The following is a 5,070-nucleotide window of genomic DNA, read 5'->3' as shown; positions in this document are numbered from 1 at the left end:
CGGCAGGCCCTCTTGGCCGGTGGATCCCTGACCCACACGGTGGGAGCCGGTGACACCATCGAGCGGATCGCCGCTCGCTATGGGGTAACGCAGCGGTCGATTATCCAGGCTAACAATCTGCGCAATCCCCATTGGCTGCGCATTGGCCAACGCCTGACGATTCCGGCGCCAGGCACGCAGCCCCCGATCCCAGCTCCTGCCCGACAAGCCCGGAGACAATCCCAAGCTCGGCCAGCGCCGCCAGCTCCTCCCCGGGCCCGCAGCAGTGGCTTCATCTGGCCGGTTGCCGGGCCAATCACCTCTGGCTTTGGCTACCGTCGCGGTCGCTTCCACGCGGGGGTCGATATTCCCGGCCCGGTGGGATCCCCCATTGTAGCTGTGCAGGAGGGGGAGGTCATTTTTGCCGGCAATTCCGGAGATGGCTATGGCAATCGCGTGGATATTCGCCATCCCAACGGGATCGTCACCCGCTACGCCCACGGCCATCAGATCTATGTGTCCAAGGGCCAGTACGTGCAGCAGGGGCAGACGATCATGAGCCGGGGCAATACGGGTCGCAGCACAGGGCCACACTTGCACTTTGAAGTCCGCCCTGGTGGGGGCGCACCTGTGGATCCGCGGCCCTATCTGCCCTAAACACCTTGCAAACAAGAGGCTACGCAGAACAGCCAGTCCTGGGCATAAATTGCTAGCTTAAAAAAGCAAACTCCAGACCGTAGGAACACGCCGATGCAGTGGGTGAACGCGCTCTCCCAGCTTCCTTCTCTGGAAGCGGCTCTGCGGCAGGTGGTGGAGGAAGCCAAGGCTAAGCTTCAGGCAGCTCAACTGAAGAGCGTTCTGACGCGACAGGTGCAGGCAGTGGGGTCCGGCAGCTTGCCGGGGCTGCTCACCGGGTACGTTCCCCCGCAGCCGCTGCGGCCCAACTTAGGGATCCTGTTTGTGTCGGCGGCCTTTGCCAGCGAATACATTCGCGTGTTGCCACTGCTGTCGGATCTGCTGGAGGTGGACGTTTTGATTGGCTGCTCCGGCGGTGGTATCGTGGGTGGGGGGCAGGAAATTGAAGATGGGCCGGCCCTGTCGCTGTCTTTGGCGGTGCTGCCGGATGTGGCCTTGCACCCGTTTCATCTGCGGGGGGAACAACTGCCCGACTTGGATGCACCTCCTGCGGCGTGGATTGATCTGGTGGGGGTTGCGCCGCAGGCCCAGCCCCATTTCTTGCTCTTGGCGGATGGATTTTCCTCTCGGATCTCTGAGCTGTTGCAAGGGCTGGATTTTGCCTATCCAGGGGCGGTCAAGGTGGGGGGATTGGCCAGTGGCGGCCGCGCTCCTCGCGGCAATGCTCTGTTTTTGCTGGATGCGCGTACCCCTACGCCCCGGCGGGAGCTGTATCGGGAAGGCACGGTGGGGCTGGCCCTCTCTGGCAACGTGGTGCTAGATGCGGTGGTGGCCCAGGGATGTCGCCCGATTGGGGATCCCTTGCGTGTCACTGAAGCGGAGGGGAACGTGATCCTCAGCTTGGAAGGTCGCCCTCCTTTGGTGGTCTTAAGGGATTTAGCCGAACGGCTCAGCCCGTCAGATCAACGCTTGGCCCGCCAAGCTCTCTTCATCGGCCTGCTGATGGACGAATTCAAATCCGAACCGACGCCGGGAGACTTTCTCATTCGGGTGATTCTGGGCGTTGACCCACGCCTGGGGGCAATGGCCATTGGGGATCGGGTGCGCCCCGGCCAGACGGTGCAGTTTCATCTGCGGGATGCCCAGACTTCGGCAGAGGATCTCCGGTGGGCCCTCAGTCGTTATTGTGTCGAGCGCAACTTGGGGCAAAGTTATTCGTCAGAGCGCCCCTCCCAGCCGCAACCAGAGCCCTGTGGGGCGCTGATGTTCTCCTGTTTGGGGCGAGGCAAAGGGCTGTACGGCACTCCCAACCATGACTCGCAGCGGTTTCGGGAATTGCTGGGGGACTTGCCGCTGGGGGGGTTTTTTTGCAATGGGGAGATCGGCCCGGTTGGGGGCTCCACCTTTTTACACGGCTACACCTCCTGCTTTGGGATCTTCTGGCCCGCCCGCTGAGGTTTTGGCCATCCTGAGCAGGAGCTGAGCCGAGTCTGTAGCTGAGACCCAGACTCCCTCAGTGACGCTGCCGAAGTCCCGCAGCTGCCCCAGCGGGAAAAGAAGGGAAGCTGGAGGGGTGGTCTATAATCCTGCCAATCCCTCGATCGCCGCCCTCAGCCATGGCCGATGTCGCTCCGGTTGTCACTTCTGCCCTTCTGACTGTTCAGGGGTTGCGGGTTTTCTTCCCCAGCCGCACTGCCGGCAGCAGCCAGACAGAATGCTTGGGATCCCTGGTGGTGGATGGGCTGTCCTTTCAACTGGGGGCCGGACAAGTCCTGGGCCTAGTGGGGGAATCGGGATCCGGCAAGACCATGACCGCCCTGACGCTGATAGACTTGCTGCCCAGCTCCGCCCGGGTGGAAGGCACCATTCTCTTTCAGGGCCCCCAGGGAACGGTGGACTGGCTGCGGCTGGATCCTCGGCAACGGCGGCGCTACCGCGGCTCCCAGATCGCCATGATCTTTCAGGAGCCGAGCACCGCCCTCAACCCCCTCTACACCTGTGGTCAGCAGTTGCGGGAAACCCTGAGAACCCATACCTCCCTCCCCCCGGCGGAGATCCACGCCCGGGCGATCCGCCTGTTCGAGGAAGTGCAGCTTTCCCCGCACCTGCTGGAGCGCTATCCCCATCAGCTCTCCGGCGGCCAAATCCAGCGGGCAGCCATCGCTTGTGCGATCGCCTCTAACCCTAAGCTGTTGATTGCTGATGAGCCGACTACCGCCTTGGATGTGACGGTACAGGCGGAGATTTTGCGCCTGCTCCGGGATCTGCAACAACAGCGGCAGATGGCCATTCTGTTTATCACCCACGACCTCAACCTGGTGGCCGAATTGGCGGATCAGGTGGTGGTGATGTGCCGGGGCCAGGCTGTCGAACAGGGAGCAGTGAGCCAAATTTTTTGCCAGCCCCAGCACCCCTACACCCGTGGCCTGCTAGCCTGTCGCCCACCGTTGGAGCGGCGGTTGCGGCGGCTGCCCACCGTCCAGGATTTCCAGACGGGTCAGGGATCCCTCTCGGTCGAGGAGCAGTGGCAGCAGGTGGAGATCCCTGCCGCCGAAGAGGAGGAACGGCTGCGGTGGCTGCAAAGTCAGCCTCCGCTGTTGCAGGTGCGGGAGTTGCGCACCCACTACCCCGTGCGCCAGGGGCTGTTTCGCCGCCCGCTGGGCGAGATCCGGGCCTTGGACGGGATTAGCTTCGATCTGTATCCGGGAGAAACCCTAGGGTTGGTGGGAGAATCCGGCTGCGGCAAAACCACCCTGGGGCGAACCCTGTTGCGTCTGATCCAAGCCAGTTCCGGCCAGGTGATCTACGACGGAGAAGACTGGCTCCGCCTACCGCCCCGGCACCTGCGCCGCTTACGCCGAGAAATCCAGCTTATCTTCCAGGATCCGGCAGCCTCTTTGGATCCCCGCATGAGCGTGGGAGCCAGCATTATGGAGCCGATGGTTCTGCACGGAATTGGGAAAAATGCTGCCGAGCGGCGGCAACGGGCCCAACGCTTGCTAGAACGGGTAGGGCTGGATCCGGAGGCGCTGGATCGCCTGCCCCATCAGTTTTCCGGCGGGCAGCGGCAGCGGATTTGCATTGCCCGCGCCCTGGCTTCGGAGCCGCGCCTGCTCGTCTGCGACGAGGCGGTGTCTTCTCTGGATGTCTCCGTACAGGCCCAGGTGCTGAACCTACTCAAAGATCTGCAGGAGGAGCTGGGGCTGACCTATCTGTTCATCTCCCACGACCTGAGCGTGGTCAAGTTCATGAGTGACCGCATCATGGTTATGAACCGAGGCCGCATCGAGGAAATCGGCCCTGCCTCCCAGATCTACCGGAACCCGCAGCAGGATTATACCCGCCGCCTCATCGCCGCCATTCCCAAAGGGGATCCCAAAAAGCGTGCCCGCCAAGCCGGATGAAGGGTTTCCCCTGAAGCCGGCAGCTCCGCCCTTTGCCCAGCGGCCACCCCACCCGCCTGTCTTTCGGCCAGATTTGCAATGAGGCTAGAATTAAGTAAACTTTGAGTCGTAAAGCTTTGGACTCCTTGTTAGCTGATTTAACAAAACGTTTTATCCGCAGTGTGGGCTGCAACCGGCTATGGCTCGCATACTCATCATTGAGGACGACCCTTCGATTCTGGATATCCTGCGCATCAATCTGGAGTTGGCGGGCTATGAGGTCGTAAAGGCCACTGATGGGGTGCGCGGACAGGCGCTGGCCCTGCAAGTTCTCCCCGATCTAATCATCCTCGACCTGATGCTACCCCAGGTGGATGGCCTGACGGTTTGTCAGCGGCTGCGGCGGGAGGAGCGCACCAGCGAGATCCCGATCCTGATGCTCACTGCCCTTGGTCAAACCCAAGACAAGATCGAGGGCTTCAATGCCGGCGCCGACGACTACCTGACCAAACCCTTTGAGGTGCAGGAACTGCTGGTGCGGGTGCGGGCCCTGTTGCGACGTGCCGATCGGATTCCGCAGACGGCCAAACACGGCGAGATCCTCACCTATGGCCCCCTCACCCTGGTGCCAGAGCGCTTCGAGGCGGTGTGGTTTGGCAAGACCATTAAGCTCACCCACCTGGAGTTTGACCTGCTCCACTGCCTGATGCAGCGGCACGGCCAGACAGTCTCCCCCAGCGAAATCCTGCAGGAAGTGTGGGGCTACGAGCCTGACGATGACATCGAGACCATCCGCGTCCACATCCGCCATCTGCGCACCAAGCTGGAGCCAGATCCGCGCCACCCCCAGTACATCAAAACTGTCTACGGGGCGGGCTACTGTCTGGAGCTGCCCAACATTGCCGAGCCGCAGCCGCTGCAGCCGCAACTGGCAAAGGAATCCTCCAACTGACCTCCTCCCGGCCCTGACCCCCCTCCGACTCCCCCCCCCGTATACGAGGGGAGGGAGGCAGGTACAGCGCCGGCCTTCCCGTCTTGCAAGGTAACTCCTGAGGGCGCTGCCTACCTCAAC

General features: G+C 62.3%; 4 protein-coding genes. All 4 read left to right on the top strand.

The window, feature by feature from the left end; translation table 11 throughout:
• A partial coding sequence (locus tag NW852_RS05840) for a LysM peptidoglycan-binding domain-containing M23 family metallopeptidase (protein WP_414426546.1) occupies positions 1-636 on the top strand: 636 nt, incomplete at its 5' end.
• Positions 637-729: 93 nt separating this feature from the next.
• Entirely contained in the window at positions 730-2,070 is a 1,341-nt protein-coding gene (locus NW852_RS05835; RefSeq protein ID WP_414366074.1) for an FIST N-terminal domain-containing protein, read from the top strand.
• Positions 2,071-2,231: 161 nt separating this feature from the next.
• Complete coding sequence (locus NW852_RS05830) at positions 2,232-4,019, top strand: ABC transporter ATP-binding protein (RefSeq protein WP_414426545.1); 1,788 nt, start codon at positions 2,232-2,234, stop codon at positions 4,017-4,019.
• 178 nt (positions 4,020-4,197) lie between these two features.
• Positions 4,198-4,950 carry a response regulator transcription factor gene (locus NW852_RS05825; RefSeq protein ID WP_414366077.1) on the top strand — a complete coding sequence of 251 codons (753 nt, stop codon included), beginning with the start codon at positions 4,198-4,200 and terminating at the stop codon, positions 4,948-4,950.
• Positions 4,951-5,070 lie beyond the last annotated feature (120 nt).

The organism is Synechococcus sp. H60.1 (genome assembly GCF_047462335.1).
In the GTDB taxonomy this organism is placed as follows: domain Bacteria; phylum Cyanobacteriota; class Cyanobacteriia; order Thermostichales; family Thermostichaceae; genus Thermostichus.
Note: the sequence above shows the minus strand (reverse complement) of the source record. Positions and strands in the feature narration are given on the sequence as shown.

Excerpts from the sequence above, each read along its gene's own strand:
- NW852_RS05830 (WP_414426545.1), top strand. The coding sequence starts at position 2,232 with ATGGCCGATGTCGCTCCGGTTGTCACTTCTGCCCTTCTGACTGTTCAG.
- NW852_RS05825 (WP_414366077.1), top strand. The coding sequence starts at position 4,198 with ATGGCTCGCATACTCATCATTGAGGACGACCCTTCGATTCTGGATATC.
- NW852_RS05835 (WP_414366074.1), top strand. The coding sequence starts at position 730 with ATGCAGTGGGTGAACGCGCTCTCCCAGCTTCCTTCTCTGGAAGCGGCT.